The 16,948-nt window shown below is 64.2% G+C and carries 9 protein-coding genes; 7 read left to right on the top strand and 2 right to left on the bottom strand.

Annotated elements, in window-relative coordinates; genetic code table 11:
- Window positions 1–15: 15 nt before the first annotated feature.
- Window positions 16–2,811 carry an aminotransferase class I/II-fold pyridoxal phosphate-dependent enzyme gene (locus tag J2S96_RS13265; protein WP_370873111.1) on the bottom strand — a complete coding sequence of 932 codons (2,796 nt, stop codon included), beginning with the start codon at window positions 2,809–2,811 and terminating at the stop codon, window positions 16–18.
- Between the two features lie 276 nt (window positions 2,812–3,087).
- Window positions 3,088–4,089: an Lrp/AsnC family transcriptional regulator gene (locus J2S96_RS13270; RefSeq protein ID WP_306864157.1), complete on the bottom strand. Its 1,002-nt coding sequence runs from the start codon at window positions 4,087–4,089 to the stop codon at window positions 3,088–3,090.
- Window positions 4,090–4,235: 146 nt separating this feature from the next.
- On the opposite strand from J2S96_RS13270, the gene J2S96_RS13275 reads away from it, so the two are divergent.
- From J2S96_RS13275 to J2S96_RS13305, 7 genes are all read left to right on the top strand, one after another.
- Window positions 4,236–5,663, top strand: coding sequence for an MFS transporter (locus tag J2S96_RS13275; RefSeq protein ID WP_306864160.1), 1,428 nt, complete (start codon window positions 4,236–4,238; stop codon window positions 5,661–5,663).
- On the top strand, window positions 5,660–6,886 hold the full coding sequence (locus tag J2S96_RS13280) for an amidohydrolase (protein ID WP_306864162.1): 1,227 nt from the start codon (window positions 5,660–5,662) through the stop codon (window positions 6,884–6,886). Before J2S96_RS13275 ends, J2S96_RS13280 begins: the two co-directional genes overlap by 4 nt.
- Before the next feature lie 179 nt (window positions 6,887–7,065).
- Window positions 7,066–8,364, top strand: a complete 1,299-nt coding sequence (locus J2S96_RS13285) for an acyltransferase family protein (RefSeq protein WP_306864165.1) — start codon at window positions 7,066–7,068, stop codon at window positions 8,362–8,364.
- Window positions 8,361–8,717, top strand: a complete 357-nt coding sequence (locus J2S96_RS13290) for a GNAT family N-acetyltransferase (protein ID WP_306864168.1) — start codon at window positions 8,361–8,363, stop codon at window positions 8,715–8,717. The genes J2S96_RS13285 and J2S96_RS13290 overlap by 4 nt, the downstream gene beginning before the upstream one ends.
- A gap of 592 nt (window positions 8,718–9,309) precedes the next feature.
- On the top strand, window positions 9,310–11,823 hold the full coding sequence (locus tag J2S96_RS13295; protein ID WP_306864171.1) for a SpaH/EbpB family LPXTG-anchored major pilin: 2,514 nt from the start codon (window positions 9,310–9,312) through the stop codon (window positions 11,821–11,823).
- Window positions 11,824–11,994: 171 nt separating this feature from the next.
- Window positions 11,995–15,381, top strand: a complete 3,387-nt coding sequence (locus tag J2S96_RS13300) for a DUF7927 domain-containing protein (protein WP_306864174.1) — start codon at window positions 11,995–11,997, stop codon at window positions 15,379–15,381.
- 43 nt (window positions 15,382–15,424) lie between these two features.
- A complete protein-coding gene (locus J2S96_RS13305) occupies window positions 15,425–16,897 on the top strand; it encodes a SpaH/EbpB family LPXTG-anchored major pilin (RefSeq protein ID WP_306864176.1) in 1,473 nt (490 codons plus the stop codon).
- Window positions 16,898–16,948 lie beyond the last annotated feature (51 nt).

The raw sequence follows: 16,948 nt of genomic DNA on the forward strand, positions 1-16,948 counted from the left end.
GACCGCCGCCGCCCGCTAGGCCACGCCGCCGCCTGTTAAAACCCTGAACCCCCGCTCCGCATTGAAGCCGTGGATCTCCCGCGTGTCCAATGCCGACATGAAGGCCAGGATCTCCTCTGTAATCACCTGCCCAGGAACCAAGACAGGGAAGCCAGGCGGGTAAGGGGTGACGAACGACGCGGAAACCATTTCCTCGCCCGCTGCCACCCTTCGAGTAAGTTCTGCAGCGCTGAAGTATTCACAGGCGCCGGGCTTATAGCTCTCAAAATAGGCTTCACGCATGTTGCCGTCCGGCGTCTGTGCATCCACTCGGAACCGTTCGGCGAACCGGCTGAAGTCCGGCAAAGGCGGCGGCGTGCTGGTCAAGGCGGCAACCCGGGCGCGCCGGGCCTGCTGCCCCAAGCCACTCAGGCCCGATTGCTCGTCTTCGAAAGTCTCGGCCAGCTTGACCAGGACCTCCACGAGGTAGGCAACGGCACTTCGGGAGGTGCCGATGTTCGTCATGAAAAGCACGCTGTTCCTGGAGGTCTTGTTGACCTGGATCCCGTACTTGTCCATCAGGTAGTCGTGCTTGAAGGTATCTCCGTCCACGCCAGTGAGGCCGATATGCAGGGTCAAACGGCTCGGATCAACGACGAATTCGTCGCGTTCCCAAGCTTCCGACATGGCCGCCAGCCCGTCGCGAAGCGGCATTTGACGGTTGGTTTCGCGGAACTGCCCAGGGATGAGGTCCTTGGTTCCGAGGACCCGGAAGTACTTCTTCAGCAGGGGATGCCTCGCCACGGCATGGGCAATGCTGACGGCCAGGTCGGCCTGGCGCTGCACGAGTTCGTAGCCTTCGAACTCCACCTGCCGCCGGCCCATATCCAAGGAAGCAAGGATCTGGTAGTTGGGCGAAGTGGAGGTGTGCGTCATGTACGCCTCGCGGAAACTCTCCTCGTTCAACTGGCCGAAGTCCTGGTCAAAGATGTGGATCATGGACCCTTGCCGGAGTGAAGTCAGGGTTTTGTGGGTGGACTGCGTCGAGTAGACCCTCAGGCGGGCCTTCGCCGGATCGGGCAGCAGCCGCGTCTTCAGGAGCACCTCATCGGCCACGTGCCCGACGCCGGAAACCGGGCCGCCGTCGTCGGACTCGTGGCCGCCCGAAGCCGCCCCGCGGGCCGCGCCTGCCGCCGCAAGCTCGCGCAATTGCTCGGCGTGGCGTCGGGCGTAGGCCGGATCCGCGAAGGATTTTTCGAGCGACCTGGCCGAAGCCATGGCCGTGCGGCGGCGGTAGATGTGGTGGAAACCCGCGAACGCGAACCACGCTTCGTCCCAGAGGAACACCAGGTCCGGTTTGATGGCGAGGCACTCCTCCATGACGCGTTGGACGTCGTACACGATGCCGTCGAACGTGCAGTTGGTGAGCGCAAGCATCTTGACCTCGTGGAGCCTGCCTGCCCTGCGGTAATCCAGGAGCATGCGCTTGATGCTTTCCAGGGGGACCGCCCCGTAGAACGAGTAATCGTTCAAGGGGTAGGCGTCCAAATATGAGACCTGCGCGCCGGCCAGCATGAGGGCGTAGTGGTGCGACTTGTGACAGTTCCGATCCACGAGAACCACGTCGCCGGGTGCCAGGATCGATTGGTGCACGATCTTGTTGGCCGTCGAGGTTCCATTGGTGACAAAGAGCGACTTCCGGGCACCAAATGCCCGGGCCGCGAGCTTTTGGGCCTGTTTGAGGGACCCGTGCGGATCCAACAACGAATCGAGCCCACCGGACGTCGCGGAGGTTTCGGCAAGAAGCAGGTTGAGGCCATAGAACTCACCCAGATCGTTGATCCACTTGGAATGGATGACCGATCCGCCCCTCGACACCGGGAGGGCATGGAAAACACCGGCGGGTTTGCGGCTATAGTGCTGGACCGCTTGGAAGAACGGCGCCTCATACCGCTCGGCGACACCGGCCAGCAAGGAAAGGTGGAGTTCCAGTCCGTCCTGGCGCCGGAATATCCGGCGGAATTGCCGGGTCAACGAACCGGCGAGTTCCTCGATCCCCACTCCCGCCACCAGGTAGAGGTCAAGTTCGGGACGGAGTTCGCCCAGTTTCTCCGCCAAGCTCAGGATGCGGTCCAGGGGGCGCTGGGGGAGTGCCTTGCCCAAGAATCCATCCAGGAAACTGCGCACGTCCCGGCTGAGGCGCTGCTTGCTGTGGGGAACGAACCCCGGCCGCAATACACACGCCTGGATGTCGGGGTTGAGCAGGATAGCCACGATGGCGTCCTCGAAGCTCGGCACGAAAACGAGCTCGTAATTGAAGGCGTCGGCGGGACGCCGCTGGCTGAGTAGCTCTGTCTGAAGAGCTTCACGGTCGGCGCTGGAGACGTCATCGATCACCAGGACTTCGAACCGCTTGCGTGTTTCCGCGGTGTCATCAATCCGCTCCGCTTCGCGTTCACCATCCGCTGCCGGTTCCGGGAGGTGGTGGTTGTGGCCCGCAACGCGCCGTGCCACCGGTTCTATGAGGCTTAGCGCTTCAGCGTAGTCCCCGGCCTCCAGGCCTCGCCGCAGTTCCATGACATAGTGCTGCCCTGGAGATGCCCAGTACATTTCGAGGCGTTCCAGCAGCGGCAGCATCCGCCGGACCTCGCGCGGCAGCTCCAGGGGCGGCCGGACGCCCGCCGCTGGCCGGACGCTGGCGGCAGCGAGCTGTTTGACGGCATAGCCAAGGAACTCCCAGGCATCGGCGCGCACCCGCCAGGCGCTGCTGGGCACCTCGCTGCCGGCTTCTGAATCGTCGTGTGCGTTTGGCCTCGCCGTGCTGGTGCCCAGCGATCCGCCACCGGCAATGGACGGAACTGGAACGAGGTGGGAGGGGGCTGACTGCACTGTCGCGAAATCGGCGCGTGCCACGATGACTCCTTTGTCATGGATTGATAGCACTATCAACTAAACGCGGGGACTCGCGGGAGCGCATGCCCATTGCCGGGGTTGCCGTCTGGGTTGCCAGACGCGCGCGATCCTGGTGTGACCGGGCGTCGGGGAATTTCCCGTCAGAGGTGACCGGGCGTCGGGGAATTTCCTGTCAGAGGTGACCGGGCGTCGGGGCTACGCCTCGCGCCACAGCGGCAAAGGGACCACGCTGCGGCTGCGTCCGGACGCGTCCAACACGTGCCCGAGGCGTTTGTAGTTGCGAACCACGGCTTGCCGGGAGATCACCGCGCTCCCGGGCGCGCGCTCCGCCAGTTCACGCTCGTGGCTTTGGACTTCCAGATAGTCGCGGACCCACAGTGTCACGAGCAGATTCTGGGCGCCCAGAACCTGGGCGCTGAGCCTGCAATTCGGCAGGGCCGCGAAATAGCGCCCGACGGCGTCAACATGGTGTGCGGGCACGTTCAGGATCAGGCTCACTTCCCTCAGCCCTTGCTGGGCAGAAGCGGACGTGTCGCACCTCAGCGTCATGTAGCCGGACGCGAGGAACCGCTCCACCCGCCGTCGTGCGGTTTGGGGCGAGACGCCGCAGGCGACTCCCAAGTCCGCCCAACTGGCACGCCCGTCCTTGGCCAGTTCCTCCAACAGTGATGCATCGAGCCTGTCCGGTGCGTAGGCGGCCGGGGCGGGCAGGGGCTCCGCCGACATGAGCCGGGCCCGCGACGGTTCCAGGGTGCCGCTGCGCCAGTCGGAAGCCTGCCGGTACAGCTTGGTGACGAAAACGACCTCGCGGTGGGTCACTCCGGGGAGGACCGCGAAGGAGCCCGTCACGATATCCATGAGTTCTTCATGGCTTGAGGCGAAGCAATCCACGAAAAGATCGTGGGAGCCGGACACGAGGGACACGGTGCCGAATGCCGGCTCCGCGCAGAGCTTCCGGACCAGGGCTTGGTTCTCGCCCGGAAGTGAGGAAAGGCTGATGAACGCCGACCAGCCCGCGCTCAAATACCGTGCCCCGGGAGCCGGGGTGATCCACGCCAGCCCCTCCTCAGCAAGGGCGTTCCAGCGGCGCGCGACCGTGGGCCCGGACAGCCCGAGGACATCCCCAACACGGCTCCAGTCCGCCCGGGGGTTGATCTGAAGCGCATTGACGATTTCAAGATCAGTTTCGGAGATCATGGCTGATTCTTTCAAAATTCGCGCCTATTAGAAGATTTCAAACAAATTCCTAGCCAGTGTAGACGGCGAACCTAACGTTGTGACTCGCATCACCCGCTCGCATCGCAACTCCCAGGCAACGACGCCCCCGACACTCAAGGAAGCACATGGCAAGCAAGACAGCACCTCCACCGACAGCGGCCATAGCGCGCCGGACCATCACCGGAATGATCGTGGCGATGGCCCTGATCGAATCACTCAGTGGGGTCACCCAGGGCTACCTGAACCCCATCCTTCCCGCCTTGGGGCCGAGCTTTTCGATCGATGACCCCACCATCAACGGCATTTTCCTGATCTCCAATGTGAGTTTCGCCGTGCTCACGCCGATCATCTCGCGGCTCGGCGACAGCTACGGCTACCGGCTCGTGCTCCGGTGGTCGACGGCGGTAGTCGCGGCGGGCGTCGTCATGATGGCTTTGTGGCCGTCGCTATGGACGGTAACGGCCGGCGTCGTCATGCTCACGTGCGTGGTTGGCTTCATTCCGCTGATGATGGGCATCCTGCGGGTGAGCAACCCCGGGCAGACCCGCACCGGCGTCAGCGTCATGATCGGGATGCTCATGATCATGGTCGGCGCAGGCGGCCTGCTTGCGGGGATCATCGGAGTCGACGATCCCACGCTCGGGTTCTGGGTGGCGGTGCCGTTCGCCGTCGTCGCCCTGGTCTGCTCCTTCGTCCTGCCCGACGCCGGGACCCCCACGGGCGAGGGACTCGCCCTCGTGCCGCTGCTGGCGTGTTCCCTTGGGCTGATCGGCTTTGTGGTGGCCCTTTCGATGGGCCCGGATTGGGGTTGGGTGGATGCCAAGACCCTCGGATCCGGCATTATCGGCCTCGCGCTGCTGGCTTACTGGGTGGTCCTGGACGCTCGAAGCGTCAACGGGAAACGCTTCATGGACTTGCGGATGCTTGCCCTCCCGCGCATCCGGACGGTCTCGCTGGCAACCTTCTTCTTTGGTTTTGCCTCCATCAGCTACTTCGGCACGAACGACATCTTCCTGCACGCCAACCCGGACGACGCCGGCTATGGATTCGAGTTGAGCCCCCTCATGATCGCCATCGTCCTAGCGGCGGCATCGGTCCTCTCGCTGCTTTCCTCGCTCCTCACCTCAAGGGCACTCAGCCTGTTCGGCGAGCGTGCCACGCTGGTGTTCGCCGGCGTCCTGCTGGCGGCCGGCTTCTTGGTCATGGCAGCTGCGCACTCCTCCCTGGCCGGCTACTGCGCCGGGTTCGCCATGTTCAACCTGAACCTTGGCATGTACCAGGCGGGGACCCGGGCCCTGTCCGTTGAGGGCGTTCCACTGGAGGAAACCTCGACGGCGGCCGGCCTCAACGAACTGGCACTTTCCGTCGGCATCGCGGTGGGCGCCGCCGTCGTGAAGCTCATCTCCTCGTCTTCCGTCCAGGCCGGGCACATCAGCGAGGGCGGCATCTTGACGATCTGGATTGCGTTGGCCATCGCGTCCCTGATTGCCGCGGCAGCCGCCGCCCGCTACCCGAAGCGCCAATCCGCTGGATCCGCCGGAGTCGCAGCATGAAAGCCGCTGCCATGAAAGCCGCTGCCATGAAGGCCAGGTCCTTGGAAACCGCCGGCACCGGCACCGCGTCTCCGGACGCCGTCGAGCGCTCCGTCTCTGCCGCGCTGGCGCGTTGGGAAGCTGAAATCCTTGGCCTGAGCCACGCGATCCACGCCGATCCCGAGCTCAGCGGGCAGGAATTCCGGGCCGCCAAGCGGGTTCGCAGGCTGCTCCGGGTTGCGGGCTTCAGCTTTGACGGTCCGCAGCCGCTGCTCCCCGCTTCCTTTAGCGCGACCTTCGGCACCGGTGAGTTAGTGGTCGCGTTGTGCGTTGAATACGACGCGTTACCGACCATCGGGCACGCCTGCGGACACAATGTGAATGCCGCCTGTGCCGTGGGCGCGGCACTCGCGCTCGCCTCCGTCGCCGATGAGCTCGGTATCACGGTCAAGGTCCTTGGCACTCCGGCCGAAGAGACAAGCGGCGGCAAGGTCGATCTCATTGGCGAGGGCTTCTTCGAAGACGTCTCCCTGGCGATGATGGCCCACGCCGGCGCCGAAGACGTCATCGGCGGTTCATCTTTGGCCATGGGTATGTGGGACGTGCTTTACGAAGGGCGGCCGGCCCATGCCGCTGCCGCCCCATCCGAAGGGATAAATGCACTCGACGCGCTCGTGATTGCGCAGACCGCCATCGCCTTGGCGAGGCAGCAACTTCCGGCCGGCTCGGTTGTTTCGTTGATCGTGACCGAAGGCGGCAGCGCCGTCAATGTCATACCGGAGCGGGCCCGGGCAAACGTCGAGATGCGATCACCCAGCCTCAAGAATCTGCGCATCATCGAGGAACGCGTGCAGCGTTGCCTGGAAGCGGGCGCGCTTGCCAGCGGAAGCACGCTCAAGGTCACTCCAACGGGCAATGCCTACGCCGAACTCAAGCAGGACCGTTACCTTTCCGAGGCTTACCGGGAAGCGATGTCTGCCCGAGGCAGGGCTGTCGCGTTTGACCACAAACCAGTGGCTTCCACGGACATGGGCAACGTCTCGCAACTGGTCCCAAGCATCCATCCGCTGCTCGGCTATGAGGTACACGGGGCCGCCCACCACACTGCCGAGTTCGCTGCCCACGGCTCCTCCGCATCGGCGGACCGGGCGGTTTTGGACGGCGCCTTCGGCCTGGCCATGGCCGCGGGTGCAGCAGCGCTGGATGACCGCCAACGGGAGCGGCTGCTGAGCCCCCGTTCCTAGACGCCGAGACCGTGGGTGCGGCCCGGCGGCTGCGTTCCGGAACATAGCCCCCGGGCCGCACCCACGAATTCCCGCCGACGCCCGCTCTGGTTCCCGCCGTCGAGCGGGCGCACAATGGTTTCAGCAATTCGCGAGGGAGAGCGATGGGATACTCGGGACAACAAGGAACGTCCGCGGGCATGGCTGCATTCGGCCGCCCACGTGATCCCGTGATCGATCTCGCCCGGTTCTTCTGCCTGGTTCTCGTGGTGCTCTCGCATTGCATGATGGTCAGCCCGGTCCTGCACCCGGACGGCACCGTCACCACCGAAAACACGCTCATGGAACAGCGCTGGTTCGAACCCGTCTTGTGGGTTTTCCAAGTGATGCCACTGTTCTTCGTCCTTGGCGGAATCACGGGACTGGAATCGTGGCGCCGCCTACGCGCACGCGGCGGCACCGGCGTCGACTATGCGCAACTGCGGCTCTTGCGCCTCATCCGCCCGGCGACTGCGCTGCTGGCCTCGATGTTCGTGGGGTTGTGGGCGGCGCGGCTACTTGGCGTCGATCCGGAGGTGGTCCAGCTCATTGTGACTGGCGCGGGCATGCCCTTGTGGTTCCTGGCCGCGTACCTCGCGACTCAACTGAGTGTTCCCCTGCTGGCCCGGCTGCACGCGCACTCTCCATGGCTGACTCTCGGCGCGCTTGTCGCCGCGGTGATCACCCTGGACTCGCTGCGCGGGACGTTTCCGATGCTCGCCTCGGTCAACATGCTCTTTGTATGGTGCGCGGTCCAGCAATTCGGCTTCTTCATTGCCGACGGCATCTTCGCTGGACGCAGCCGGGGCTGGTTCGCGGGGTTGGTCATCGGCAGCAACCTGCTGCTGGGGTTCGTGACCGGCATCGGGGTCTACTCCGGGAACATGATCGTGGACCTGAATCCGCCCAATTTCTGCATGCTTCTACTGGGCCTGTCCCAGGCGGCAACCCTGCAGTTGCTTCGCCCCGGGCTTGCCTGGGCGGCGGACGTGCGCTGGATCCGATGGGTGGTGGCCGTGGCGGGCCGGTGGTCCATGACGGTTTATCTGTGGCATTTGCCGCTGCTCGCAGCCATGTCCGGCTTGCTTCTCCTCACCGACTTCCCCAAGCCGGCGGCCGGTACCGCCGAATGGTGGTGGTCCCGTCCGCTGGTGCTGCTCGGGGTCCTCCTGCTCTTGCTCCCGGTCCTGCTGCTGTTCGGCAGGCTTGAAGAGCGCCCGACGGCGGCCAGCCACGCCCGCGGTAGGACCCACGTCTCGGTGGTGACGGCCGGCGTCGTGGTCTTCATTCCGGTGGTGGACGCCGCCTTCCACGGACTCACGCTGACCCTCCTCGGTGGGGGAGCAGCGTGCTTCGCGCTGGGCGTTTTACTGCTGGGACGGGTGCCGGCCGGAGTCCATACCGATGTCCCCGCAGCGCCATTGCCAGAGCCCGGTTTACGTGCGAATCTCGACACATGACTGAGTTCACGGATTCATCCGCAGAGTCGTTCAGCCCGCACGTCACCACAGTCAGGAACGACAAATTCCACCGTTACGAGCTTCTCGTTGACGGTGAAGTAGCCGTGATCTCGCAGTTTATGGATAAGCCCGGCCACATCGACTTCCTGCACACGGAAACCCGCCCGCAGTTCAAGGGCCGCGGGCTGGCCAAGGTCCTGGCACACTTTGCCTTGGACGATGTGCTTGCCTCGGGCAAGCGGATCATTCCGCATTGCCCGTTCATCGCAGCCTACCTGCGCAAGCATGAGGGCTACGATCTCGACGTCGATTGGCCGCCGGAAGCGCCTGTTGGGGAGCCGGGCAACGAATAGGGATGCTCGTTGAGGGCCACAAATGCATCGTGTTCGTCGCGGATTATTCGTCCGCGGGACATGCTGGTGACCTCCATGGCGCTAATCAGGTCGCCGCCGTACCGGTGATCGGCGGCACTGACGACATACGAAAAGCTCAGCATCGCTGATTCTCCGGCGGACAACGTTCCGACGTGGAGGTCCGCTTCCGGAGGCTTGGATGTGTACTCGAGACTTTCCATTGCTTCATTGGTAAAGGAACGGGGGACAAGGCGCACATTGTGGAGACGGCACCCGGAATCATTGACGATCCATGCAGTGAAGACGATGGTCTCACCCCTCGTGGCCACCGACTTGTCCGCCAGATGAATAAGGACGACTTGTGGTGGCACGCGTCGCCAACGGAGTCCATTCATGTCCGTTAAGTGTCGTTCGGAACGGATTCGTGTTGCAGAGGGTGAACCCACTGCCTTTGAGTAGCCCGCAGGGGGAGTGATTCAAGTCACCTGTCCGGTTTCTGTCACACTGGGCTGCTATGGGGCAAGTTTCAAAGGACGGGTCAAATGGCGCAACGTCGGCCGAAGGGTCGCATAGCGACCCGGATATTCTGGCCATGATGCGCGACGGCGACGCGGCGGCGTTCGATGTACTCTACCGGCGGCATGTGGCAGCGGCCCGCTTTGTCGCCCGCGCCCAGACAGACAACCCCAGTGACGCGGAAGACGTCGTAGCGGAGGCATTTGCCTCGATTTTCCAAGCCCTCAGTGAAGGCAAGGGACCGGACCAGTTCTTCCGCTCGTATCTTCTGACTGCCGTGCGCCGGATTGCCCATGACCGGAACCGGAAGGCCAGGCGCACGCAGGCGGTGGGTGACGACGAATTTTTGGACAGCGTTGCCGTTGACGAGGACACTGTCCTGGACGCCTTCGAGTCCAGCACCATGGCGAAGGCGTTCAAGTCTCTTCCGGAACGCTGGCAGGCCGCCCTCTGGCATGTGGACATTGAAGGCCTGAAACCTGCTGCAGCCGCGCCCTTCATCGGATTGACCCCGAATGCCGTCTCCTCCCTCGTTCTCCGGGCACGCGAGGGGCTCCGCCAGGCCTACTTGCAAGGCCACATCAGCGTGTCGGGCGACGACCCATGCGTTGAATTTTCAAGCCAGCTCGGAAAATATGTCCGGGACGGCCTGAAACGCACGTCGCGCGAGAGGATAACGGCCCACCTGAAGGAGTGTCCGAAGTGCACGGCCCTGCTGGTTGAACTCAACGATGTCCAAGCGGGCATGAAGGCATTCGTCTTCCCGTTGGTGGCCGGGATTGTCTTCACACCGGCAGCGGCCGCCGGGTTCCTCCCGGGAACGGCTCTTCTGGAGACCCTTGGCCCTGAAGGAGTCTTCTCCGGCCCCTTCTTTTCCGAGACGTTGCTTCCCGGAGGGCACGATCGGGCCACTGCGGGACTTCGTTCGGTGGGCGGGTTCTGGAAGGTGGCAGCAGCTGCGCTGTTCCTCGCGGGCCTCGCGATTGCGGGCGTCGTCATGTGGCTTGGACAGGACGGCCCGGCGCCCTCTGCCGGAGCCGAGGTTCCGAGCAGCGCGCCGTCCGCCCTTCCGGCACCCGCCCCGACAGCAACTGCGGCACCCCCACCGAGCATGGCGCCGACGTCGGACCCGTCCGCTAAAGCGGCCCCCCAACCAGCGGCGCCCGCGCCGGTGGTCCCAGAGGGGGTTCCTGTTCCGCAGGAGACGGTTGACTCCGGAATCGGTATCACGAACCCTGTGCCGCAAACGGGTTCGCTGACGATCCACAAGTACCAAAAGCCGGCGACGGCGACCAACCTGCCCAATAACGGGACGGCCCTGACGGCGTCGCAATTGCAAGGGCTGACGCCGATGGCCGGGGTGACGTTCACGGTGCGGAAGGTGAACAACATTGACCTGACGACCAACGCGGGCTGGACTGCCGCGGCTGCGTTGACCCCCGCCCAGGCCGCCGCGCAGGCGGCTACCCAAGGTTCAACGGCCACAACCGATGAGGCCGGAAGGGCAACTTTGGGGAACCTTCCGCTGGGCCTGTACCTGGTGACGGAAACGCGCTACCCGGCGGGTGTGACGCCTTCGGCCCCGTTCCTGGTGACGCTCCCGATGCCTGACCCCACCGGCGGGGCCCGCTGGCTGTATGACGTGAACGTCTACCCGAAGAACGCCGTAACCACGGCTACTAAGACTGTTGATGATGCGTCCGTGGTCAAGCTCGGTGACAACGTTCGATGGAACATCACGAGTGATGTTCCGAACGTGAACCCGATCGACGGTTACAGGATTGTCGACAAACTCGACGGGAAGCTGAGCTACACCGACTCGACGGTGGCGCTGTCCAACAGCGCTGCACTGGGGCGGAATACTGACTACACCATCGCGTTCGACACGGCCACGCACACCCTTACGGTCGAGTTCACGGCCAGCGGCCGGGCGATCCTTGCCGCCAACGCCACGGCCAAGGTCCTGGTCACGGTGAACACCGCGGTGAACACGGTGGGTGAGATCACGAACACGGCCCTCGTCTATCCGCACGCGGCCAGTTTCGCCATCGCCCCGGGCCAGCCCGGCGGCCCGCTGGTGACTCCTCCCGTGAGCACCTCCGAGTGGGGCAGTATCGTTTTGCACAAGAAGGATGCCCAGAGCTCGGCGGCCTTGGGCGGCGCCGTTTTCTCGGTCTACCCGAGCAAGGCTGACGCCTTGGCCGGTACCAATGCGATCAGCGTCGGAGGCGCCAGTTCGTGGACCACCGATGCCCGCGGCAACCTGGTGATCTCCGGCCTGCGTTACTCCAGACGGGCCAATGGAACCGACGTCGGCCCGGGAGAGGTCGGTTACCGGTCGTACTGGCTCATGGAGACCAGGGCCCCGGACGGCTACGCGCTGCTCGGCGATCCCGTGGAGACCACAGTCACGAGCAACGACCCGTCCGTTGTGACGGTAACGGTCGACAACATCAAGCAGAACGCCGGTTTCCAGCTGGCGACGACCGGCATGGGGACCTGGGCCCTGACCGCCGGCGGGATCCTGGTGCTGGCCGGTGCGGTCCTGTTCATGGTCACCGGCCGCCGGAAGCGCCCCTACGAAAAATAATTTCGGTTTTCGCGTCACGAATCGGGGTTATCGCCCACTCTTTGAGTGGGCGCCAGTTTCTCCGGGCTAGTCTCGAAAAATTTGATCTGTTTTCTGCGACACATCTCGCCGGAAGCGCGCACTTGAAGATTAGAACCGTGCCCGCTCCCGAAAGTGAAGCAAGAAAAGACCATGAAGAAGTCCTTACCAGCAAGGCTGCTGGCGATTCTCCTCGTTGCCACGATGCTTTCCCTCGGATTGGGCAGCGCCCTGCCTTCACCCGCGTCGGCGACGACGCCAGGGACGCCGGGCGTGCCCCAGGCCGGTACGCCGGTCTATACCGAGGACTTTTCCAACCAGAACGCATCATCGGCGGCGATCAGCATTCTGAACTACACCGGTGGTCCAGCTGCCGCCAACATGACATACACGGCGGACCCGCAGTACACGCCCGCCGGAGGACAGTGCAATGGCTGGATTCTCAACTCCTTCTCTCCGCAGCCCTCATCGTCAGCTGACGCCGGGTGTTCGAACAACGCGCCCGGGGCGTGGCAGGACCTTAAGGAAATGGCCGTGCAGCTCGGATTGGCACAAGGCCAAACCGCGGCACAAGCTGCCGACAACCAGGCGTTGTCGGCGTACACCAATGCCGAATCCGCCCAAATCGCTGCCGGCACCGAATTCAGGACGGCAAGCTCAAGCGGGGTTCCGGCTATTCCGGGTCATTACTACGCGGTGTCGGCATACTTCGCCGAAATCAATTGCTTCTCGAACCATGCGCAGGAGACTTTCTCCCTCATCATCAACGGCATCCCGACGGTGCTGTCGACTGGGCTGGACCCGTGCGGTTCAGACACAACTTCGAGCGCCGCCAAGGTGACGAAGCTGCAGTCAGCAGCGTACATGGTGCCCCTCGGCACGACCGCAAACCTCGGGCTGTCGCTTTACAACGCGCAGACTAGCGGCCAGGGCAACGATGTGGCGTTCGACCTGCCCCAGATTGTCGATGTGACCCCGCAGCTGGACAAGACGTTCAGCCCAACGCTCATCGCCCCCGGCCAGACGTCCACCGTGACGCTCACCGTGACCAATACCAGCGATCTGATGGCGAAGACCGACTGGAGCATCACGGATACGCTGCCCGCCGGCGTCGTGATCGCCCCGACCCCCGCGATCGGTGGGACGTGTGTCCAGCTAGCAGGCGCGGCCTTTGTCCGCACTGCAGCCGAAGGTTCCAACACTTTCACCGCCACCGGCGGTGACCTTGCCGTTGGTCAGTCATCCTGCACGATCACCTTCAACGTGACGGCGGCGGCAGAGGGCACCTATGTCAACGGGCCTGGCAATATCGTCACCAACCTGAACCCGCCGGCGAACGCCGCTTTGACCGTGCGGGCTCCCCGGATCACGTTGGCGAAGGCGCTCGGTGCGCCCCGTGAGGCTGCGACGGACCAGTTCACGGTTCAGATCCGCACGGGCGGCGCGGCCGGCACCGTGGTCAACAGCACCGCGAACTCGACCACGACAGGCACGGGGTCTACGGTCACTGCCGGAACCGGCACCACCGGGGCCTATGTGGCTGCTGCAGGAACGACGTATACCCTGACCGAGGCGGGTGCCGGAACGGCCAAGCTTGCGAACTATGCCAGTACCGTCGCGTGCACCGACTCGTACGGTCTGCAGCCCGGCCTGCCGAATGGTGCCGCCTTTATCGGATCGTTAGGCATCACGCCGGTGGCCGGAGCGAACATCACCTGCACCTTGTCAAACAATGCGTTGCCCATCATCAACGTCGCGAAACAGGCGGGCACAGTTACTGGTCCGGACACGAACGGCAACTTTGTGGCCAACTACACCATCACCGTTGCCAACACCGGGTCGGTGCCCGGCAGCTACGGACCGTTGACGGACACGCCGGCATTCGCTTCGAACCTGGCGATCACGGGTGCTGCTTGGACGACGTCGGGGAGCGGGGCACCTGCTGGCGGTTCGTCGTCGACCGCCGGCCCGTACACACTGGCTCCGGCCGGTTCCGGCATCGGCCCGGGCGTCACGCAGACTTTCGGCCTCGCCGTGACGTTCCGATACACGGATGCTTCGTCTCCGTCGGCGTGTGCCGGCCCCGGGACTGGCCTGTACAACTCGGTTGCCGTGCCGGCAGGGCAGGAGCAAGGCCCGACGACGGACAACTCCGCCTGCGTTACCCCCTTGCCCAACCTGTCGGTCTCCAAGACCGTCGACCCGCCTGCCGGGACTATGGTCCAGTCCGGGCAGGTTCTGACGTACTCGCTGAGGTTTTACAACACGAGCGGTACGGCACCGGCCACTGTCAGTTACAACGACTGGCTCGGAGACATCCTGGATGACTCGAGCCTTTTGGCCGGTTCCATCACTACGACATCTACGGGCGCCACCCCGTTGGCGGTCGTCAACAACGCGGGGGGAAGCCCGAAAACCCTTTCCATCAATGGCACGGTGGGAGCCGGGGCGTATAGCGTCGTCCGCTATCGGGTGGAGGTCAATGGGGCCGGTACCCTGGGCAATGCTTCACTCAAGAACTACCTGGCACCTTCGAATGTCACCGTCCCGCCAACGAGCTGCCCGGACAGCGACCTCTCGTGCAGGGTCAATCCGGTGGGCTCGTGGACGCTGGGCAAGGCCGCGTCTCCCGCTTCGGGCACGTCCATCAACCCGGGCGATCCCAGTGCGAACAGGGTGATCACCTATTCGGTGACGGCCACCAATGCCACCGTCAACCCCATCACGGGGGTCATCCTTAGCGATGACCTCAGCCAGGTAGTGAACAACGCCGCATTCTCCGTCGGTTCGGCAAAGCTGAGCATCAATGGCGGCACCCCGGTATCGGTTCCGAACCCGGGAGCCGGCAGCAAGCTGCTTACGCCCTCGTTCACCCTCCCCGGCAATGCCACGGCGGTGTTGACGTACTCGGTGACCGTCAATTCGAATGCCTGGCTGGTTACCCTAAGGAACGGGGCCACGGGCAACGGGGTGATCCCGCCGGCCCGCTGCGTCACCGGCAGCGCGGCGCCGCTTGACTCTGCATGTTTCACCACGAACTCCACCACGGGCCACCTGTTCGTGCAGAAGGCGGGTTCGGGCGCGACCCAAGGTTCCACCATCCCATTGACCGGTTCGACGTTTGAGATCCGCAATGATGCGGGGGGCCAAATGGGACCCACGGTGAGCGGGGTCAGCAGCGCTGTATCCGGGTCACCTGGACTGGTCGAGGTCAGGAATCTTACTCCGGGAACTTACTGGCTTTTGGAGACCAAGGCCCCAAATGGCTTCTCACTCCTTGCCACCCCTGTGAAGTTCACTGTTGCAGGCAACGGGAGCATCGCCCTGGACCCGGCCACCGCCGGCACGGCAGTGACGGTGAGCGGTCTGACGATCACGGTCCTCGACATTGCCGCCGTCAAACTCCCGGCAGCCGGCGGGCCAGGCGCTGAGGGCCTCCTCGGGGCAACCCTTGGCGGGACTCTCCTCCTCATGACTTCCTTTGCCCTCCTCATCCTCAGGCGAAGGAACAACAAGACCCCAGAAAACCAGACTCCTTAGCGCAGCTCGGCGCAAATCAATGGGGGAATTAGAAAGGAACACGATGAAACCATCGAAGGTGGGGCGCGGCCTAATAGCATCTCTGGCCGCACTAGCCTCAGCCGGGATGCTCGCCCTCGGAGCCGGAGGCGCATCCGCGGCGAACACCGCGAACATCGATCCGTCCAAGACGGGTTCGCTTACCATCCACAAGTACGAGAAGCCGGCGACGCCGACCAACCTGCCCAACAACGGAACGGCACTGACTCCCGCCCAGACCGCGGCACTCAAACCGGTGGCCGGGGTCACGTTCACCGTGCAGAAGGTGAACAACATTGACCTGACCACCAACGCCGGCTGGACTGCGGCGGCTGCGTTGACCCCGGCCCAGGCCGCGGCGCAGGCGGCGAGCCCCGGCTCCACTACGACGACGGACGCCACGGGAACGGCCAGCCTAGGGAACCTTCCCCTGGGCTTGTACCTGGTGACGGAGACCGGCTACCCCGCCGGTGTCACTCCATCGGCCCCGTTCCTGGTGACCCTTCCGATGACTGACCCCACCGGCGCGAACAGCTGGAAGTACGATGTGAACGTCTACCCGAAGAACGCCGTGACAACCGCGACGAAGACGGTGAGCGACACCTCCGCGATCAAGCTCGGCGACAACATCCAGTGGACCATCACGAGTGACATCCCGAACGTCAACCCAATCGACGGGTACCGGATCGTTGACAAGCTCGACCCGAAGCTCACATACGCGAACTCGACGGTAGCTCTGTCCAACGGCGCCACGCTGACGCTGAACACCGACTACACCATCACCTTCGACGCCACCACGAAGACCCTTACGGTCGATTTCACGGCGTCCGGCCGGGCCATCCTGGCCGCCAACCCTACGGCCAAGGTCCGGGTCACGGTGAACACCGCGGTGAACACGGTCGGCGAGGTCACGAACACGGCCCTCATTTACCCTAACGCGGCCAGCTTCGCGATCACTCCGGGCCAGCCCGGCGGCCCGGTGGTGACTCCACCGGTGAGCACCACCAAGTGGGGCAGCATCGTCTTGCACAAGAAGGATTCCTTGAGTTCGGCTGCCCTGGCCGGTGCCGTGTTTTCGGTCTACGCGTCGCAGGCTGATGCCGTTGCCGGCACCAACCCAATCAGCGTCGGCGGTGCCAGTTCCTGGACCACCGACGCCACCGGCAACCTGGTCATCTCCGGGCTGCGCTACTCCAACTACGCTAGCGGCGCGGCCGTGGCACCGGGCCAGCCCGGTTACCAGTCGTACTGGCTAGTGGAGACCAAGGCCCCGGCCGGATACACACTGCTTGCCCAGCCAGTTGAGACCACGGTCACCAGCAACGATCCCTCAACCGTCACCGTGACGATCGATAACGTCAGGCAGAACGCCGGATTCCAGCTGCCGCTCACCGGCGGTGCGGGGACCTGGGCGCTGACGGCAGGCGGGGTCCTCGTGCTGGCCGGGGCCGGCTTGTTCATGGTCACCGGCCGCCGGAAGCGCAACGAGGCAAAGTAGGCATCCCTCCGCGAGCTGCATCCCTCGATGCAGGGTATGGGGCATCCACCA

The organism is Arthrobacter bambusae (genome assembly GCF_030812595.1).
GTDB lineage: Bacteria > Actinomycetota > Actinomycetes > Actinomycetales > Micrococcaceae > Arthrobacter > Arthrobacter bambusae_B.

Coding starts and splice junctions, on each gene's coding strand:
- J2S96_RS13305 (WP_306864176.1), top strand. CDS start 15,425: ATGAAACCATCGAAGGTGGGGCGCGGCCTAATAGCATCTCTGGCCGCA.
- J2S96_RS13270 (WP_306864157.1), bottom strand. CDS start 4,089: ATGATCTCCGAAACTGATCTTGAAATCGTCAATGCGCTTCAGATCAAC.
- J2S96_RS13285 (WP_306864165.1), top strand. CDS start 7,066: ATGGCTGCATTCGGCCGCCCACGTGATCCCGTGATCGATCTCGCCCGG.
- J2S96_RS13275 (WP_306864160.1), top strand. CDS start 4,236: ATGGCAAGCAAGACAGCACCTCCACCGACAGCGGCCATAGCGCGCCGG.
- J2S96_RS13300 (WP_306864174.1), top strand. CDS start 11,995: ATGAAGAAGTCCTTACCAGCAAGGCTGCTGGCGATTCTCCTCGTTGCC.
- J2S96_RS13290 (WP_306864168.1), top strand. CDS start 8,361: ATGACTGAGTTCACGGATTCATCCGCAGAGTCGTTCAGCCCGCACGTC.
- J2S96_RS13280 (WP_306864162.1), top strand. CDS start 5,660: ATGAAAGCCGCTGCCATGAAAGCCGCTGCCATGAAGGCCAGGTCCTTG.
- J2S96_RS13295 (WP_306864171.1), top strand. CDS start 9,310: ATGATGCGCGACGGCGACGCGGCGGCGTTCGATGTACTCTACCGGCGG.